General features: G+C 34.1%; 13 protein-coding genes and 1 tRNA gene. 4 read left to right on the top strand and 10 right to left on the bottom strand.

Going from position 1 to position 17,956, the window contains the following annotated elements; translation table 11 throughout:
* Positions 1 to 39: 39 nt before the first annotated feature.
* The 4 genes from SB689_RS04395 (at position 40) to SB689_RS04380 (ending at position 4,316) form a co-directional block, all read left to right on the top strand.
* Positions 40 to 113: transfer RNA gene (locus SB689_RS04395), tRNA-Arg, on the top strand.
* Between the two features lie 852 nt (positions 114 to 965).
* Positions 966 to 1,532: a helix-turn-helix domain-containing protein gene (locus tag SB689_RS04390; protein ID WP_410690940.1), complete on the top strand. Its 567-nt coding sequence runs from the start codon at positions 966 to 968 to the stop codon at positions 1,530 to 1,532.
* A 111-nt stretch (positions 1,533 to 1,643) separates the two neighbouring features.
* Entirely contained in the window at positions 1,644 to 2,759 is a 1,116-nt protein-coding gene (locus tag SB689_RS04385; RefSeq protein ID WP_410690939.1) for a nuclear transport factor 2 family protein, read from the top strand.
* A 123-nt stretch (positions 2,760 to 2,882) separates the two neighbouring features.
* On the top strand, positions 2,883 to 4,316 hold the full coding sequence (locus tag SB689_RS04380) for a serine hydrolase domain-containing protein (protein WP_410690938.1): 1,434 nt from the start codon (positions 2,883 to 2,885) through the stop codon (positions 4,314 to 4,316).
* 173 nt (positions 4,317 to 4,489) lie between these two features.
* On the opposite strand, the gene SB689_RS04375 is transcribed toward SB689_RS04380, so the two are convergent.
* The 10 genes from SB689_RS04375 to SB689_RS04330 all read right to left on the bottom strand — a co-directional run bounded on the left by SB689_RS04375 (position 4,490) and on the right by SB689_RS04330 (position 17,915).
* Entirely contained in the window at positions 4,490 to 5,398 is a 909-nt protein-coding gene (locus tag SB689_RS04375) for a hypothetical protein (protein WP_410690937.1), read from the bottom strand.
* Positions 5,399 to 5,409: 11 nt separating this feature from the next.
* Entirely contained in the window at positions 5,410 to 6,360 is a 951-nt protein-coding gene (locus SB689_RS04370) for a hypothetical protein (protein WP_410690936.1), read from the bottom strand.
* Between the two features lie 503 nt (positions 6,361 to 6,863).
* Positions 6,864 to 7,967 (bottom strand): metallophosphoesterase, encoded by a 1,104-nt coding sequence (locus tag SB689_RS04365; RefSeq protein ID WP_410690934.1) that lies wholly within the window; start codon positions 7,965 to 7,967, stop codon positions 6,864 to 6,866.
* Positions 7,968 to 7,983: 16 nt separating this feature from the next.
* Entirely contained in the window at positions 7,984 to 9,717 is a 1,734-nt protein-coding gene (locus tag SB689_RS04360) for a RagB/SusD family nutrient uptake outer membrane protein (protein WP_410690933.1), read from the bottom strand.
* Between the two features lie 10 nt (positions 9,718 to 9,727).
* Positions 9,728 to 12,850 (bottom strand): SusC/RagA family TonB-linked outer membrane protein, encoded by a 3,123-nt coding sequence (locus SB689_RS04355; RefSeq protein WP_410690931.1) that lies wholly within the window; start codon positions 12,848 to 12,850, stop codon positions 9,728 to 9,730.
* 87 nt (positions 12,851 to 12,937) lie between these two features.
* The gene (locus tag SB689_RS04350) at positions 12,938 to 13,768 is read right to left on the bottom strand and encodes a FecR family protein (RefSeq protein ID WP_410690930.1); all 831 of its coding nucleotides are present in this window, start codon (positions 13,766 to 13,768) and stop codon (positions 12,938 to 12,940) included.
* An 83-nt stretch (positions 13,769 to 13,851) separates the two neighbouring features.
* Complete coding sequence (locus SB689_RS04345; protein WP_410690929.1) at positions 13,852 to 14,340, bottom strand: RNA polymerase sigma factor; 489 nt, start codon at positions 14,338 to 14,340, stop codon at positions 13,852 to 13,854.
* 207 nt (positions 14,341 to 14,547) lie between these two features.
* Positions 14,548 to 15,033: a hypothetical protein gene (locus tag SB689_RS04340; RefSeq protein WP_410690928.1), complete on the bottom strand. Its 486-nt coding sequence runs from the start codon at positions 15,031 to 15,033 to the stop codon at positions 14,548 to 14,550.
* Positions 15,034 to 15,128: 95 nt separating this feature from the next.
* Positions 15,129 to 16,445, bottom strand: a complete 1,317-nt coding sequence (locus tag SB689_RS04335) for a sensor histidine kinase (RefSeq protein WP_410690927.1) — start codon at positions 16,443 to 16,445, stop codon at positions 15,129 to 15,131.
* Positions 16,446 to 16,571: 126 nt separating this feature from the next.
* A complete protein-coding gene (locus tag SB689_RS04330) occupies positions 16,572 to 17,915 on the bottom strand; it encodes a sigma-54-dependent transcriptional regulator (protein ID WP_410690926.1) in 1,344 nt (447 codons plus the stop codon).
* Positions 17,916 to 17,956: the final 41 nt, after the last annotated feature.

Raw genomic sequence — 17,956 nt, 5'->3', positions numbered from 1 at the left:
TAATATTTACAATTACTTATTACCAATTATTCATGAACAGGCTTCGTAGTTCAACTGGATAGAATATCAGATTTCGGCTCTGAGGGTTGGGGGTTCGAATCCCTCCGAGGTCACAGATTATTTTTTAACACAAAACAACGCAATGATTTTCATTGGCGTTGTTTTTATAAAAATTCAGCAAATAATAAAATCAATTCAAATTTCTGTACTCATTTTGAATGTAATCAACTCTTTTCCTAAATCTTAAGATGCTGACAAACTCGTTTTTGACAGTTTAAAACAAACAAATTTATTGGACTAATTTGAAAAATTGATAAAGAAAAAACTTAATTAAAAAACTATCATTAACAAGTTCTTTTGTCAAGTTTAAAGTTCTTCATAAGAAAGTTTTCGCTAAATTTGGCGCATCGGCTTCGTAAAGAAATTTTGTAGTAAAAGATAACCATAATGAAGCACGAAACGATAACCGCAAACAATTCCAAAAAGAAACATATTTTAAAATAATGAATATTGATAATCAAATATTATTTTTTTTAAGTGCTTTAGGTGTTTTTAATAGTGTTGTTTTGAGTTTTTATTTCTTATTTTTCAAGAGAAATAAAGCTATATCCGATTTATTTCTAGGGCTTTTATTATTATCTTTAAGTACAAGGATCGGAAAATCTGTATTGTATAATTTTAATCCACAGTTGTCAAAAACATATTTACAAATAGGTTTGTCGGCTTGTTTTTTAATTGGTCCTCTATTGTATTTTTTTGTTAAATCAATACTGCAAAAGCTTAATTATTCTTTTGCAAAATATGGCCTCATTTTTACAATTATAGCCATAAGTATTTTAGGTTTTCTTTTTCCATACAAGGAAAATCCTGAGATATGGAGGGGAATAATTTATTATTTTATCAATTTTCAATGGTTTATTTTTATTGTATTATCCATTTATGAGGCTAGGGAAATTTTCAGTAAGTTGATCACCAATCGCCACCAAATTAGCTATCAGGAAACTTGGATATTGTCAGTTATCTGTGGTGTTTTTGCAATTTGGCTTTCTTATGCTTTGTCCAGATATACTTCATATATTTCCGGGGCTTTGACTTTTTCCTTCAGCTTTTATATCTCTTTCCTTCTGATTTATTATGCAAAAAACAAAACGTTAATTTCTGTCATTAATAAAGAAAAATACATCAACAAAATAGATGAAAAGCTAGTAAAGGAAATTCAGGAAAAAATTAATATACTTTTTGAAACAAGAAAAATCTATACTAATCCTGACCTCACTTTATCAATTTTAGCAAAAGAATTAAATATCCGCCCTCAATTACTATCACAATTTATTAATGATAATTTGAACAAAAGTTTTACTCAATTCATCAATGAATATCGAATTGATGAAGCAAAACGATTATTAAAAGAAAGTACTCAGCTAAAAATAGATGCTGTGGGTTTTGAATCTGGTTTTAATTCGAGCAGTACATTTTATAGCTCATTTAAAAAAATCACAGGAACTACGCCTTCAAATTATCAAAAAACATAATTTTTACTCCTAAAATATACATTCGTACTTCATTATCATAAACTTGGAGTGATTTAAAACCTAAGCAATATATTTTTGCGAAACATTTTTAAATCATTAAAATCAAAGTTTATGAGAAAAATATTTTTCGCCATTTTATTTGTACTTCTATCAAACTGGTCATTTGCACAATCGGAACAATCTCTTATTGAGAATTGTATTCAAAACTATATTAATGGTACATCTTACAATAGACCCGAAAGTATTAGTAAGGCTTTTTATGCTAAAGCCAATCTTTTTCTAAGCCGCAAAGAAAAGCCTTTATGGATTGTTCCGATTTCAGAATATGTCAGTTGGTTTCAAAAAGGAAATAAAGGAGAATTTAACGGTCGTATAGGGAAAATCGTCTCTATAGAATATTTTAATGATATTGCTATTGCAAAAGCCGAAATTATTATTCCTGAAAGAAAACAAGAATTTATGGATATGTTCTTGCTAAAAAAGATTGAGGGCGAATGGAAAATAATCAGCAAATCTGCAAGCAGTAAAGCAAGTAATAAATCTGGTAAACGAATATTATTCATTGTTTCTAATGCACATTATTACGGAAATTCTACAATTTCAACAGGAAATAGCTTTGCCGAAATCGTAAACGCTTATGACACTTTTGTAAATTCTGGGTATACCGTTGATTTTGTAAGTCCAAAAGGTGGCGATATTCCTTTAGCCTACATCAATACCTCGGATAGTTTGCAAAAACATTATGTATATGATCAAAACTTTATGTATGCCATCAAACATACTTTAAGTCCTAAAGAAATTGATTATAAAAATTACAAAGCGGTTCATTACATTGGAGGTGGAAGTGCAATGTATGACGTTCCTGAAAACTCAGACATTCAACATATTACTATGCAGATATACGAAGATAACAACGGAATTATTTCTTCGGTATGTCACGGAACGGCAGGTATTGTTAATTTAAAAACTAAAAATGGTAAATTCTTGGTTCAAGGGAAAAAAATAAGTGGCTATCCTGATTCTTTTGAAAAACAAGATGGTGAATATTTTAAACACTTTCCATTCTTAATTCAGAAGACTGTAGAAGAAAGAGGCGGGACTTTTAAATTTTCTAAGGGGGATATCTCTCACGTGGAACAAGACGGGCGAATTATTACAGGACAAAATTTTCAATCATCAAATGGTGTTGCCTTAAAAATTATTGAATTGATTAAGAAAAATAATTAGAGCAAAATTTAAAGTTTGTTTTGTAACTTTAAAATCAATGCTTAATTCGCAAAAATATTAAAATCAAATTGTTATCGTAAATTATAAAGAAATTTAGTGAAAAACAAGACCATAATTAATCAAATGAAATATTTAGTAAAATTTATTCTAATTCATATTTTTATTGCAAACAATTTTTCGGCACAAACAAATTCAAATGCAGAAAGGAAGATTGATTCGTTATTTTCTCAATACAATTCAAAAACTGCCGGTGTTGCTGTTGGTATTGTTAAAGATGGAAAACTGATTTTTAAAAAAGGATATGGAACTGCAAATCTTGAATACGATATACCAATTACTCCAAAAACGATTTTTAATGTAGGTTCTGTTTCAAAACAATTCACGACTTTTTCAATTTATTTATTGGAGAAACAGGGTAAGATTTCATTGGATGATGATGTCAGAAAATACATTCCGGAATTGCCTATTTATGAAAAAACAATCACGATCAGACATTTGTGTTCCCATACAAGCGGGCTGAAGGATCAATGGGCACTGCTTACATTAGCTGGATGGAGAATGGATGATATAATTACTTCCGAACAGGTCATGAAAATAATATCTAAACACAAAGCGTTGAATTTTGCACCCGGAAGCCAGTTTAAATATAGCAATTCAGGATTTACATTATTAGCCGAAATTGTGAAAAGAGTTTCCGGAAAAAGTTTTGCTGAGTTTGCTAAAGAAAACATCTTCGATCCACTGGGTATGGAAAATACCTTAATATATGATGACAACGAAAAAACAGTCAAAAACAGAGCCTATTCTTACGGCAGTGAAAACGGATTGTACAGCAAAAGAAACCTTAACAGTTCTTCTGTAGGACCTACAAATGTTTATACAACCGTTGAAGATTTAAGTAAATGGACCACTAATTTTGAAAATCCCAAAGTAGGTGATGTTGATTTTATTAATCGTTTCAATGAACGAACATCATTAGATAATGGCGAGCCTGCAATTTTAGCAGTAAGAGATGGAGAAACTATTTACCACGCCAAAGGTCAATTTATCAGAAACTACAAAGGTCTTACTGTCTACAACCACACAGGAAGTGACGCTGGTTTCAAATCTTTTTTAGGCCGTTTTCAGGGTAATAAATTATCCGTGATACTTTTGAGTAATGATGAAAATTTCGTCTCATACAAAGCAGGATTGGACATTGCAGAACTTTATTTGTCTGATAAGTTTAAAAAGAGAGCGCCGATAACCGAACCTGAAAAGAAAGCGGAAGAAAACCCCAAATATCTTTCTACTACTAATCTAAAAGACTTTGAAGGTCAATTTCAGAACTCCGATTTGTCATCACTTTTTACATTAAAAGTCATCAAGGGAAAATTAACAATGACTCATAACAGACTAAGTGATGTTGTGCTGACGGAAACAGCGAAAGATAAATTTACAGGAGTCATTACATTTGCTGTGGAAGTCAATTTTCAACGAAACAAAAAAAATAAAATTATAGGATTGAGTATTACCAATTTTGGAGCGACAAATGTTAACTTTATTCTGCTAAAATAAGTTTCAAAAAAACATTACAATTTATAAAATAGTAAGATCCGCAAGTTTACTCAAATCTTCTACAAAAGTGTTCGAAAACCGTACCTCCGAGGTCACAAATACCTTTAAAAATCAAACAACACCAATAGATTTCTGTTAGTGTTGTTTTTTATATAGCATCTAAATTTTTAAAATTACGGGCACGGTATTATATTACTAACGTCTAAAGCACCCAAATCAGTAACCGTTATTCTTCGACAATTACTTCCTGAATCTGTCATAATAATACCATTATTTGGGTCATTAATATAGATGTCTCCACCTCCAATATCAAGTTTGGCTTTAGGATTATGAGCATTAATTCCTACATTTCGAGTATTAGAAATCATCATTGATTCCTTGCTTCTATCATCGATGCCGGAAGGATGACCTCCTGTATAAAAAGACAATCCACTTACATCAGGATCCTGTATATAACTGATTCCTGCAGAGGAAATTCCAGCTTCTGCTTCTCCAACAGTATTGGCGAAAGCATAAGTACCCCGCACACTACCATTTAATGTATTGGATACTATTGTTGTAACAGCAATTGAAGTTCCTCCCGTTCCATTAGAATTGGAAGCATTTATTGAAGGAAAAGAAGTTCCGGGTGAAGAAGGGTAAACATTTAGCCTAGGTTTAGATAGTGAACTTATCCCTTCAAATCTTACTTGTCTGCTTGGTAAGATAGAAAGAGCGACGTTACCATTTGTTCTAAAATTAAGACTTACGTTACTTGTAGTGCCTATAAAATTAGTACTAATATTTCCTGTATTTCCTTTAGTACCCCATTGATTGTCGGGAGAAAAGAGATTGGGACTCCATTGTGTACCATCAAAACCTAAATAACTTTTATTCTCTGTATTGTAAACTAAGAGACTTGTAGCAGGATTTGCAATATTGCTCATGTCTATATTATTCATTCTTGAAACTAGCAATCCTTTTTCGGTAGTAACCATTTCAAGTGCAGCACTTGCGTCAGGAGTTGTTGTTCCTATACCAATTTGAGCCTGAAGAAAGACTCCATTACAAAAAACGGTTAAAAACAAAGTACGTATTTTCATAATATCCATTATTATGGGCAAGTTATAGATGTGGTTTGTAAAACGCCAGTATTGTCGATTCCTACTTTGAAACAAGAACCATTAGGCGAAGTCATGATAACACCACTACCAATACTATTTAAGTAGATGTCTCCTCCTGTAACATTAAGTTTAGCATTAGGAAGCGTAAGTGTTGCTGTATTAAAACTGCTATATCCGATATATACATTTCTATTTGTACCTCCAATTATCATTGCTTCCTGAGCTGTACTATTCATATTAGTTGGGTGTCCTCCTGTGTAAAAAACAAGAGAAGGACCAATTATTGGAGAATTAGAGTTACTTAGTATGATACCTGCACTTGATGTTCCACTGGCTGCAGTGGTTGTGCTACTCGCAAAAGCATAATTACCTCTGACTCTTCCTCCTGCAACATTAGCAGTTATCATATTAACAGGATAAGAATCCCCGGTATCATTTTCTACAACAGACATAATTGAAGGAACGGATGTGGCGGGGTTTGATCTTCCAACAAGTAATCTTGGATTATTTATATTACCTCCTGCTAAGGATGCTCGTCCATCACTTGAAATAGTCATTGCTTCAACATTATTAGCTCTGAAAGAAAGTCCTACATTATCAGTAGTTCCAATAAAATCTGTAGTAGGATTAGTACCTGCATTTCCTGTAATACCCCATTTTGACCCGCTGAAAACATCTAATGTCCATTGGGTTCCATCATATCCTAGAAACTTGTTGAGCTGATTATCATAAACAAGTAATCCTGTAGCTGGATTTAAGATTGAATTACGTTCTGAAGTAGTCATTCTTGGAATTAAAACTCCCTTAGAAGTGGAGTTTATATCTAAAATAGAGGAAGGGTCTGGTGTTGTGGTATTAATTCCGACTTGCCCTTTTGTAATAATAAAGCAAAAAATGTACATAAGAAATTGTACTTTGCCTGTAAAGTATCTTTTCTTCATCTAAATTTAATTATTTATGGTTAATATTTTATATAACGTTAAAAATTTTGTTTAATATTTAAATATAATTTAGAAACAATGATTAAAATTATTCGTTTAGAAAATAGGAGTTACATAGTATAGTAAAACTTCTATCAAGCACTCTGAAAGAGAAATAAGACAAATTATTTTGCATTAAAAATTATTCGGCAAAATTATTAAGAAGGTTTATAATTACGATTACTGCAATTATACTTAACATGTCATTTTTGATTGTAAAATGAAGTTTTTTACGGCAAATGGATAGTAAGTTTCCAAACATTCTCAATACTTTTTTTGCTTTAATAGAGTTTAGAACAGCTGATAATCGGTTAGGATTATAAAATGGCCTAAAATGTTTAATTTGTTATAAAGTTTGACTTATTTCAATCTAGATATTACCTTTAAAAGCTAAAAAATGCCAGAAAATTTTAATTTTCTGGCATTTTATTAAATAACCAATGGCTTATTTTTTAAATCTAATATTATTCCGAGAGTTTAAAAGTAAACTCGTTTCTCGGATCCGTCTTATAGGCGTTTTTCTGAGTAACCGGCGAAATACCGAAAAGAGGGGAGTACGTTTTCACTTTTACGGTTTTATTATCCGGATAGAACTCAATAATTCTTAGCCAGCCGTCACCTCCGTTGCCATCACGATGACCTCCGCCTTCACTCTGCATATCAAAAAGCATCTGATTTACGTTTTTCCCATAATTATTAGAATCTACGCGGAAACCTTCACCAGAAATATGACCACTTAACACAAGCTCAAGGTTTTGAGACGGCTGTATTAGCTTTTGCCATATCTGTTCTCCGTTATTAGACTCCGGAAGCACGATGGTTTTGGATTTTTGAGGCACATTGTTTACCAAAAAAGGTTCATACATAAACCATGAATTCTCTTTATCCGTTCTCTTGTCTTTCTCATTCAGAAAAGCATGAGTGATTAAAATCGATTTATGGTTTTTGTATTGAGGCATATCCAGCACTTTTTTAGCCCATTCCAGCGTTTTATCTCTCGGCGCAAATTCAAGGCTGAGAAATAAATAATCCTGACCATTTAATCCTTTAAGTTCCAAAACAGAATTTTCCATGCTTGGAGCACCGGCATCATTGAAAAAGTTCTGTGCCAAATATTTCTGATTTAAACTGTTAAAATTAGAAGGAAAAAATTCATTATAGCGGGAAAATCTTCTGCCTTCATTATTAATACTAAAGTCATGATTTCCTGTTGCAGCTATATAAGGTACTTTTCCGTTTAACCTTCCTAAGATTGATTGTATGGATTTCCATTGGTCGTCTGCACTTTGATCTCCGTCATATCCCTGATTAAGAATGTTATTATGTTCCACCAAATCTCCAACCTGACAAACCATTTTAATATTAAGTGGAGAGATATTATCCTCAATCCATCTTACCATCAAATCTAAAATCGGCTGATTTCTGTTCCATTTCACATAGTTTTGTGTGTCCGGGATCAGAACGATGCTCCATGATTTTTGATTGTCTAATTTGGGTTCCTGAAATTTTTCCTGCCCAAAAATCACTGCAGACAGCAGTAGCAATAATAGCGATATATTCTTCTTCATAAATTCTTTTTTATAATTAATATCCGGGGTTTTGTTTTAAATTAGGATTCGCGTCCATTTCCGATTGCGGGATCGGCCAATATTCATCTTTGTTTAGTCTGTAAACCACTTCCTGCGTAGAAAAATAGCCTGAAGCCTGTGAGTGATTATAGATAGGGTTTGCACTTTCATCAAAGCCGGTTATTGCTGATTTTGACCAGTTGTTGGCGTTGCGGTTTAAGTATAAATATCCGTTCATCACATTATTTGCGATGCCCCAACGTCTTATGTCGTACCATCTTAATCCGTCATTCGCCAATTCTACTTTTCTTTCATATCGAAGGGCTTTTCTCAATTGAGCTTGTGACATTCCTGTACTTAAAACCGGCATTTTTGCACGTGTTCTGATCTGGTTGATCGCATCATAAACAGAATTATCCAACTGGTTCAACTCAATTTTTGCTTCTGCATAAATCAATAGTAATTCCGGCAATCTGAAAATTCCGACATCTAAATCTGAATTTCCACTTACTGAAGTAGAATTAAAGTCAGCAATATCAACTACTTTTCTCCAAAGATAACCACTGAAAGAGCGGTACGCATTGGTAGCGTCGGCATTGGCAACCTGTGTTGGCGCTCCGGCTGACCAGTAGTTGTTTACTTTTACAAAAGATGTATTCGGCTCAAATTGGTATCCAAGATATCTTGAATGTGGACGTACAGCATACATATCAAGACGCGGATCTCTGTTTTTAAACGGATTTGTTTCATCGTACAACGGAGATTCCAATATTGATAAACCATCTGTCATTTCATAAGAATCGATAAGGTTTTGAGTAGGTCCCCAATAGCAAACTCCTTTACCTAAACGGGATGCTGCATAATATTGCTGATTATGAAGATATCCAGGTACATTAATGTTGTATTCGGCAACCCAGATCCATTCTTTACTGCTGGAAAAACCACTGTGTCCGAATATATTACTAGGATCCGGCTCTCCGAAGGTATGATCTTTACCCGCGAAATTCACAGAAGCATTAAATGGTGTCAAACTATAAACCCCTGCCGCTGCGTCTAAAGCCTGTTTTGAAGTAACTGCTGCTGCTGCATATTGTTTAGAATAAAGTTCAACTCTGGCTTTTAACATTAACGCTGCTATACGGGATGCACGCACATTTCCGAACTGCGATTGTGAGATCGGAAGCTGAGGGGCAACAGCTCCTAGTTCGTCAATAATAAATTGCTGAATTTCGGCAACGGATGTTCTTGCAACATTAGCATTTTCAAGCGTAACTGATGATTTTATTAACGGAACATCTCCGTAAAGCTCGATAAGCTGAGAATAGCAGTAAGCACGGATAAATCTTAATTCCGAACCAAGCTCTGCCTTTTGTGCTTCAGTAAGTCCTGAAATTCCATCTAATTTATCAAGTACAGCGTGACATCTTGCAATGGTCTGATAATGAACTTCCCAAGGTTTTATTGCCAATGCATTGGTCGTAGTAAGAGAACTCGTGATAGGGGATGTGTAATTGGTTCCCGGTCTTGCATATCCGATATCCGTAATATTATCCATCACGTGCCACATCGGAGTACTTGCGGCATCCAAAGTGCTGAGGTTTCTATAAGCGGCAAAAAGTCCCATTTTCCCTTCCTCATAAGATGCGGGGAAAGTCCCGGAAGTTGGTCCGTTAAGTGGTTCTAAATCCATATCGGAGCTTGAGCACGAAGTGATTATGGCTAATAAAAATATTTTTAAAAAGTTTTTCATTTTTTTATAATTAAAATTTAACATCAATACCGAATGAGTATGTTTTTACTTGTGGATAATAGTTTCCACCTCCCAGAGCAACACCGTCAGAACTTCCTGCATTGTAATTGATTTCCGGGTCGTATCCTTCATAGAATTTTGTAGAAGTGAAGAGGTTTTGTCCATTTAAGTAGATGTAAATGCTTTGCAGGAATGTATTATCTGTAAAAGATTTAGGCAATTCATATCCGATCTGTACATTTTTAAGACGCATATACGCTGCACTTCTCATCCACATGGTAGAGTTTTGTGTATTGTTTGTAGAAGTCAGAGAAACACGCGGAAACTGAGCATTTGGGTTATCCGGTGTCCAGTAATCGAGTTGCCAAGGTTTCACAGCACTTGAATTTACGGCAGGAATTACGTAATGTGAATCCAGATAACCGTCAACTTTTCCAACACCCTGTATCAAAGCTGATAATCTGAAGCCTTTATAAGAAAAATCCATATTAAAACCATAAGTATATCTCGGAATTGTACTTCCGATAATGGTTCTGTCGGCATCTGTGATTTTTCCGTCCCCAATTGGATTACCATTAGCATCAAAAGCTCCTGCAATATCCTTGTATCTGATATCTCCCGGCTTCAAAGTTCCGAATTGTGTCGGTCCGGCATCGATTTCTGCCTGATTTTGGTATAAACCGTCAGCGATAAATCCATAAATAGAATTCACTGAAGAGCCAACCTGCTGACGAAGAATTGTTCCGGAAGACTGACCTTTCATATCAAGAATTTTATTGTTGACGTCAGAAAGATTGAAACCTAGACTCATTTTAAAATCTCCCCATCTTTCATTATACTGCGCACCGATTTCCCAACCTTTGTTGCTTACGGTGGCAGCATTTTGAACGGGTGCCTGTAAACCTGTAAGCTGAGAGGTATTTAATCTTAAAAGAATCCCGTCGGTTTTTTTATCGTAAATATCAAAAGTCAGGTCTAATTTTTTCCATAAAGATACATCAACCCCAACGCCAGACATGGTGGTTTCTTCCCATTTCAAATCAGGATTAGACATGATTAACTGCTGGATTGTCTGATACACAACTCCGTTCATAGAAGTACTTCCCAATGATAATGGCTCTGAAAACGGATAGTAAGACGAGCTGATATTCTGATTTCCTAATTTACCCCAAGAACCTCTCAGTTTTAACTGGCTGATCGTTCCTCTTAAGCCTTCGAAAAAGCTCTCTTTTGAAACCACCCAGCCCGCAGAAAATGATGGAAAAACTGCCCAACGGTTTTTACCGATAAATCTTGATGTGCCGTCGTACCTTACGTTAGCTTCAAATAAATATTTCTGATCGTAATTATAATTGAATCTGCCAAAAGCAGAAACTAACAGCCATTCGTATTCTGAGCCTGCATTATCTTTAGTTTCATTATCCGCACCGGCATCCAGCTGTTCGTAATTGTCGTATAGAAAATCTCTTCTGTACCCGGATAAGATTTTTTCGTTATAAGTTTCTCTTGAAGCTCCGGCAAGAAGCTCAAAACTGTGCTTACCAAATTCTTTTTTTGCATTCGCCTGAAACTGATAAGTTCCGTAAAATTGACGTCTTGCAGATTCTGTAAGTTCTGTAAAAGTGTTGGCAGAACCGGCTTCAGTTCCGTCTTCGTAATAGGTAGGTACGCTTTTTCTGAAAAGATGGATGTTGGTCGTATGATAACGTGGAGCGACAAGACCTTTTAATGTTAACCAGTCTGTAGGATTGTAAGAAATGTTCATATTTCCTATAAATTCTAAGTCGTTTTGGGTACGGTTTCCGCCATTTTCGATAAAACCAACCGGATTGATTTTTACCCACCCGTCAGAATAGTTATTACCATAATAGATTGGAATATTGGTAGGCATTCTGCCAAGATAATTCCAGATGGTAGGTTCATCGGCGATCTGTTTTCTGTCTTTGTTTACGAATGACATATCCAGTCTGATATTCCATTGGTCATTTGGTGTAATATCCATATTATTACGGAAAGTAAATCTCGTAAAGTCGGTATTTTTAATAATACCTTCCTGTTTTGAATATCCGAATGACGGCGACACGCTTATAATTCCGGATTTTGCGGATAACGAAAAATAATGATCCTGCAAGAATCCGCTCCCCTGAAGGATAGCTTTTTGCCAGTCATAGTTACTGGGATTTTTGTTGTATGCTTCCGAAAAAGCATTAATAGCTTCATCGCTGTAGATTTTTGTCCCGTTGTCATTCATGCTGGCATCATTAAATACCTTCATGTAGGTAAGACCGTCGGTAACTTTTGGTATTGCTGTAGCTCTCTGCCATCCTGTATACACTCGGTATTGAGCGGTCAGTTTATTTCCTTTGGCACGTTTTGTTGTTACAAGAATAACTCCACCGGCTGCTCTGGAACCATAAATTGCAGCAGAAGCAGCATCTTTAAGCACAGAAATAGACTCAATCATATTGACATCAATGTCATTGATATTTCCTGCAACACCGTCAATAATAAAAAGAGGATTACTGTCGGAACCACCAAAACTGTTGATCCCTCTGATTCTGATATTCCCGGCATCACCGCCTGGCGCACCGGTCTGTGTGGTCACCGTAACACCGGGTGCGAGCCCCTGTAAAGCATTTCCGGCTGAAAGTATTGGCTGTCCGTTTGCGGATGAGCCTTTCACCACAGATACAGATCCTGTGATAATCGATTTCTTTTGTGTACCGTATCCAACAACCACGACTTCTTCTATTTTTTTCTCCTGTTGGTTTATGGTATCGTTTTGAGGTTTTATCTCATTTTCGGTAAAAGAATTATTAGAAATTAATTTCCTAAGAGTTACTGTGTTGTTCTGAATCTGATAATCTAAAGGAACACTCTTTTTCAGATAATCTAAGCTTTGCTTTAATGATGAATAGTTGATTTTGCTTTCGTTTACCCAGATATTTTTAAAATCTGAAGCAGAATAAAAGAATTTAGTATTGGTAGATTTTCCTAATTTTTTAAGTATTTTGACTAATGATACCTGCCCCTGATTGTTTGTGACAGGCGTGCTGGCCTGGGTTTGCGCATAATTTAGCACAGGAAGTCCCATAGCTGCGAGTAAAGCAATAGAAATTGCAGTTTTTTTCATAAATTTGAAGAGTTAATTTATTATTCTTTAGCGAGTTTTGAATTAATTACAAGCACTGATAACGCCACATTATTGGTGCTGTTTTATTTAATAGAGTGTTATTTCATTTTCATTTTTAAAAACAGTTTTTAGGTTAAAGGGATAATTTATAATAGAAAGAATTTCTTTTAAGTTTCCTGAGAATGAGCCTGATACTTCGTTTTTAGCAATGTTTTTAGGATAGGTGATTTTGGCTCCGTATGTATTTTCTATTTCAGCTATAGCATCTTCGAAAGTTGTGTTTTCAAAAGTGAAAGTTTTTACAGCAGTGACCGCATAATAATGATAATCACTTTTTGTCGGAGACGTGCTCCAGTTTTCATTCGGTAGTAGATAGGTCAGCTTGCCGTTGTGATCTATTTTTACTTTTCCTTCAAACAGTTTTACCTTTTTTTCTTCTGATTTCTGATCAACTGAGAATTTTGTTCCCAAAACTTCAACACTGAAACCGCCTGCATCTACTATAAAAGGTCTGGATTTATCTTTTGCAATCGAGAAAAAACCTTTCCCCTGAAATTTTACATTTCTGTATTTCTTTCCAAAATCTTTATTGATGGATAATTTACTGTAAGGTTCCAAGGTGATAATGCTGTTATCGGATAATCTGAAAGTTTTAGAAAACTCATTGGTTTGCAGTATGATCGCTGACAGACTATTTTTTGTTTCTTTTGGCGTAAAATCTTTATAAAAAAACAGTATTCCGAATAAAGGCACCAAAACAGCAGCCGTAGCCATCCAATAATATTTTCGTTTATTATTTTGCTTAATTCTCCCGTCAATTCCTCTCCAGATTCTGGAATCGGTTGCAGAATCCATTTCCTGTTTTTCTTCGGAGACGGTTTTCCAAATTTTTTCAAAATGTTTTTGAGAATCTTTCATACAATTATAATTACGCGGTTACATAAAAATATCCACCCCGAAGAGATGGATTTAATGATTTGTTTATATTGATTAATATTTCGTTAAAATAGATTTAAATTTGCCCTGATGTACCGGACGACTTTATTCACTTGCTTTTCCACGGCTGTTTTAGAGATATTATTTTCTTTCGCGATCTGAGAATAGCTTATTTTCTCTAATTTATTTTTATAAAAAAAAGTCGTGCTTCTTTCGGGAAGGTTTTCCAGCAGGTTTTGTATTTTTCGTAGCTGTTCTTCTTTAAATTCAGTATCATTTCTTTCTGAATCGGCTTCATCTTTGATAAAACTTTCATCCGAAAAAGAGAAGATCATTTTGTTTTTTCTGTAAAAATTAGCAACTTCCTGTTGAGCTGTTTTGAAGATGATCGCTTCTAAAGTCTGGGGATTTTTAAGAGACGAAGAATATTTCCAAAGATGTACAAAAATCTCCTGTACAACGTCTTCCACATCTTCCATATTGGAAATAAACTTTTTGACAAAAAAGTATACTTGATGTTTGTAATCTAAATATATTTTTTTAAAATATTCCATTATAAGGCACGACACGGTTTCAATGCTTGGCAAAAGTAATGAATTCGTGTTGTGCCAATATAAAGTATATATTAAATTTAACATCATTTATCTCCAAAGTCGGTAGATTTCAGAGAGTAGGAGATGTTGAAATGTTTTTTAATTAAATTAAGTTATTGATTATTAATATTTTAGTATATATTCTCTAATGTATTAATCCTAAACTGTTTATTTTTTAGGCTTTAAAGAGAAATTATCCACATAAACTGCCTGATGCACTCCATTCAGCAAAACTTTCAGACCTAAATTTGAATCCTTTTTTAAAGAAATGTCAAATGTTTTTTTACCTCCCTCTATTTTAGAAGATTTAGCTATTGAAACATATGATTTAGCATCGGATACGTTGTTTATAGAGAAAAGTTCAAGTGTCGTTTCTCCGCCGTTGTCTGAAATATCAAGAGTTAGTGTATATTTTCCGGCTTTAATTTTTGGAGTCACCAGATACATATTTTCTCCGGGGCTGCTCATCGAATAAAATATAATTTTTTTATCGCTTGCATAAAGCATTGCTTTTCCTTGTTGAGCCGTCCAGCATTTGTTGATCTCTTTCCAGGTATCAAAGTTTTCTGTAAGTGTGGATACAGTTTTACACTGTGCATTTGCTGTTAGAAATCCTCCTAAAGCTATTATTCCCGCAAATACGATTTTTTTCATAGTCAATTATATATTGTGAGGTAAAAATAGTTAAAAAAGGTTGTATTGAAAAGGCTTTGCATAATAATATAATTAGCTTTTAGTAGCAATTATGATTATTCCAGAAACCATATTTCAAATAAACTTCCTTTTTCCAGAGGTCTATAATTTAAATACCCTTTATGGGCTTCAATAATGCTTTTGCTGAGTGTCAAGCCTATTCCGGAACCACTAATTCTGGTCGTGAAAAATGGAAGAAAGATTTTGTCTTTAATCTCGTTTGAAACTCCGATTCCATTGTCTTCAACGCTTAGAACAGTTCTATTATTAAGTATTTTGATTTCTGTTTTAATGATTTTCTCAGCATTGTCTTCAACAGCGTAAATTGCATTCAAATAAAGGTTTATTAAGCATCTTTCAATCATTTTTTGATCTGCTGAAATAGTTTGATTTTCCAATGAATTGATGATTGTAATATTGTTTTTTTCAAACTCAGGTTTTAGAAAATTAAGCGCAGATTTTACGATTTGAGTTAAAGAAATAGTTTTGAAAACAGGTTTTGGTAATTCGGCAACTTGTCGATAATCGTCCACGAAATTCAGTAATTGTTTTGATTTTGAACTAATTATCGTTAAACTTTCCTTCATTTCCTGTTGATCTTCTTTTTCAACAACATCTTGATTGGCAATATATTCCAGATTCTGAATTAAGCTATTGACTGGCGTCAGCGTATTCAAAAGTTCATGAGAAATTACTTTCATCAGATTGTTCCAGGCATGTTTTTCCTTTTGCTCAATAATTTTTTGAACAGATTCCAGACTGATAATGCAGAAACGATTTTTCACATTCTGTACTTTTTTTGTTCGCAGAGAAAACGATTGTTTTACATTTTCATTGATCGAAATATCAAAGAATTCCTGAGAGTTTTCGTAATTCGCCTGTTCTATGATCTTATAAAAATTGGGAGTCTTGGATTCATATAATTCCCATGAATTGTATTTCGGAATTTGTAAAATTTCTAAAAAAACAGGGTTTACATAAAACACTTCCCATTCATTATTTTTCTCGGAAAGAATCATCAGCCCAATTTCCAATTGACTCAAAATTTCTTCATACAAAAGTTTATAGGAAGAGTGCGAAAGGTGTTCTTCTTTGCTTTGATAATAAAGTTTTACGGCATTATCAAACAAACTACTTTCCTCTGTTTTTGGGAAAAGAGAGAAATCTTTTTTCTGAATCGCCAACAATATTTTTTCAGTTTTCTGAATAAATGATAACGCTGAAAGTTGGGCTAAAATAATACAAGAAATAGCAATAATCGTAAATAAACCGAAATTGATCCACTTATTCTGTGAATAAAAATCAAAAGCAAAAATCCCGCTAACTACCGCCAGCAAAATAAAAACTAACCAAATAAGTTGTTGTTTTTTCATTTACAATTCAAATTTTGAATGAATAGGATTTTATCCTATCCTTTATTAAATCGTTCCTTCGGAACTGTTCTAAACTTTCCATAAAGATTTTAACTTCCAGCTTCAATCTTCTAGCTTCCGAACTCATCACAACTCAAATTTTTCCATTCTTCTGTAAAGTGCGGCTCTCGACAATCCTAGATCTTCGGCAGCGAGAGAAATATTTCCTCGATGCTTTTTTAGAGCTTTTTTGATGAGAATTTCTTCCATTTCCTCAATATTAAGGTTGATTATTGGATTGTCAGCTTCTTCATCTTGTGGCATTAGTAATTTTAGGTTTTTATCGTTAGAGAGAATTAAGCTTCTTTCAATACAATGATCCAATTCACGGATATTTCCCGGCCAGGAATAATTTATCAATTCTTCAATTAAAGTTTCGTTAAGAGAAAGCTCCGTTTTATGATATTTCTGCTTGTATTTTTCCAAGAAATAATTTCCCAACGTTGGAATATCTTCCACTCGGTCTCTCAGATTTGGGATCTGCAGTTCTACAGTGTTGATTCTGTAATAAAGATCTTTCCTAAAACGGTTTTCAGATACCGCTTTTTTCAGATTTTCGTTGGTTGCGAAAATAAATCTTATGTCTAATAATCGCTCCTTACTTTCACCCAATCGGGATAATTTTCGATTTTGAATAAGACTTAACAATTTGGTTTGAAGGTGAGATGGAAGATTTCCTATTTCATCCAAAAAAACAGTTCCGTTTTGGGCATTTTCAATTTTTCCTGAATAATCTTGATTGGCATCTGTAAAAGCTCCTTTTTTGTAACCGAATAATTCCGCTTCGAAAAGATTCTCAGAAAGACTTCCCAAGTCGATGTGTACAAAAGGCTGATTTTTTCTTTCCGATAATTCGTGAATATGTTCTGCCAAAACATATTTTCCGGTTCCATTTTCGCCTAAAAGCAAGACATTAGCATCAGTTGCAGCAACTTTTGAGATTTGATCCATCACCGCCTGCATGGAAGAAGATTTTGTATCTAACTGATATTGATTGGTTTTAATGCTTACATTTTCCCACTGATTCAGTTTTTTATTCTTTCGTGAAATATCCACAGCCAGATTGACGGAAGCAAATAATTTTTCATTATTCCAGGGTTTCAAAATAAAATCTGATGCCCCGTTTTTAAGAGCTTCAACAGCCAATTCAACTTCACCATAAGCTGTCATCAAAATGATTGGAAGTTGAGGTTCTAAAGTTCTAATTTCCTGCATCCAATACAATCCGTCTCGTCCGTTTTCAAATCCTTTTCGGAAATTCATGTCCAAAAGAACGGCATCGATTTGTTGCTCGGCCAAAAATTTCAAAATATTCTTTGGCTGACTAAGACAACTTACTTCCGTGAAAAATTTCTTAAGCCAGACTCTTGCCGAAAATAAAATATCTTCGTCATCATCAACAATTAAAATATGAGCTTCTTTTTTTCGCATTGATCTTATTTGGTGTTTAGTTTTTGGTTGTTAGTGTTTAG

Source organism: Chryseobacterium sp. SIMBA_038 (genome assembly GCF_046535115.1).
GTDB lineage: Bacteria > Bacteroidota > Bacteroidia > Flavobacteriales > Weeksellaceae > Chryseobacterium.
The sequence above is the reverse complement of the archived record's forward strand: the minus strand, read 5'-3'. Positions and strand labels throughout refer to the sequence as shown.

Bases quoted from the DNA above. Each gene is read 5' to 3' on its own strand.
- SB689_RS04385 (WP_410690939.1), top strand. From the start codon at position 1,644: ATGAGAAAAATATTTTTCGCCATTTTATTTGTACTTCTATCAAACTGG.
- SB689_RS04380 (WP_410690938.1), top strand. From the start codon at position 2,883: ATGAAATATTTAGTAAAATTTATTCTAATTCATATTTTTATTGCAAAC.
- SB689_RS04375 (WP_410690937.1), bottom strand. From the start codon at position 5,398: ATGAAAATACGTACTTTGTTTTTAACCGTTTTTTGTAATGGAGTCTTT.
- SB689_RS04370 (WP_410690936.1), bottom strand. From the start codon at position 6,360: ATGAAGAAAAGATACTTTACAGGCAAAGTACAATTTCTTATGTACATT.
- SB689_RS04365 (WP_410690934.1), bottom strand. From the start codon at position 7,967: ATGAAGAAGAATATATCGCTATTATTGCTACTGCTGTCTGCAGTGATT.
- SB689_RS04360 (WP_410690933.1), bottom strand. From the start codon at position 9,717: ATGAAAAACTTTTTAAAAATATTTTTATTAGCCATAATCACTTCGTGC.
- SB689_RS04355 (WP_410690931.1), bottom strand. From the start codon at position 12,850: ATGAAAAAAACTGCAATTTCTATTGCTTTACTCGCAGCTATGGGACTT.
- SB689_RS04350 (WP_410690930.1), bottom strand. From the start codon at position 13,768: ATGAAAGATTCTCAAAAACATTTTGAAAAAATTTGGAAAACCGTCTCC.
- SB689_RS04345 (WP_410690929.1), bottom strand. From the start codon at position 14,340: ATGGAATATTTTAAAAAAATATATTTAGATTACAAACATCAAGTATAC.
- SB689_RS04340 (WP_410690928.1), bottom strand. From the start codon at position 15,033: ATGAAAAAAATCGTATTTGCGGGAATAATAGCTTTAGGAGGATTTCTA.
- SB689_RS04335 (WP_410690927.1), bottom strand. From the start codon at position 16,445: ATGAAAAAACAACAACTTATTTGGTTAGTTTTTATTTTGCTGGCGGTA.
- SB689_RS04330 (WP_410690926.1), bottom strand. From the start codon at position 17,915: ATGCGAAAAAAAGAAGCTCATATTTTAATTGTTGATGATGACGAAGAT.